This is a genomic window from Streptomyces sp. AC627_RSS907, assembly GCF_019049165.1.
In genome coordinates this window covers 1-686 of record NZ_JAGMUE010001073.1, presented here as the reverse complement: position 1 = coordinate 686, position 686 = coordinate 1, and the positions used below count along the sequence as shown (strand labels likewise).

General features: G+C 76.2%; 2 protein-coding genes. One reads left to right on the top strand and one right to left on the bottom strand.

Annotated elements, in window-relative coordinates:
* The coding region (locus tag KUM32_RS40325; protein ID WP_217146662.1) for a DJ-1/PfpI family protein at positions 1-218 on the top strand (218 nt) is incomplete at its 5' end.
* Positions 219-336: 118 nt separating this feature from the next.
* Here the strand turns inward: KUM32_RS40325 and KUM32_RS40320 are convergent.
* On the bottom strand, positions 337-686 hold a 350-nt coding region (locus KUM32_RS40320), incomplete at its 5' end, for a TIGR03086 family metal-binding protein (protein ID WP_217146661.1).

Genomic DNA, 686 nt, shown 5'->3' with positions numbered 1-686 from the left:
CCCTGGTCGAGGCCGACGTCGTCCGGGGCCGCACCCTCACCTCGTATCCCAGCCTGCGTACGGACATCCGCAACGCGGGCGGCGAGTGGGTGGACGAGGAGGTCAAGGTCTGCTCGGGCGGCCCGAACGTGCTGATCACCAGCCGCAAGCCGGACGACCTGCCCGCGTTCAACGAGGCGTTCCTGGCGGAGTTCGGCCGGGTCTCGGGGGACCGGTAGCGGCCACTCCCGCGCCGACCGGGGCGCGACCGGCGGGGCCCGTGGCCACGCCGCGCGCCCCGGCGCCCGGGCCGGAGCGCGGGGCGCGACGGCGCGAGCCGGCTCGGATCAGGTCAGGTCAGGGGCGCCGCCCGAGCAGGGACAGCAGCTTGGTCTGCGCGTCGGCGCCCGGCGGCGGGGTGACGGCCGGGGCGAACAGGCCGGTGCGCGCCAGGTCCGCCGCGTACGGCGAGACCTCGCGTTCGGCGAAGTCCACGAGCGTCCGTGGCAGTTGCTCGTCCGCGCCGATCGCCCGTGACAGGTCCCACGCGTGGACGACGGCGTCCATCGTCATCTGGGAGCAGTAGGCCAGCGCGCTGTCCGTCCCCGAGGAGAGGTGCACGGTCCGCTCAAGCGCGCCCGGCTCGGCGAACGCGGCGAGCGCCCCCTCGGCCGCGCGGTCCCAGGTCGCGACGGGGTCGTCGCCCA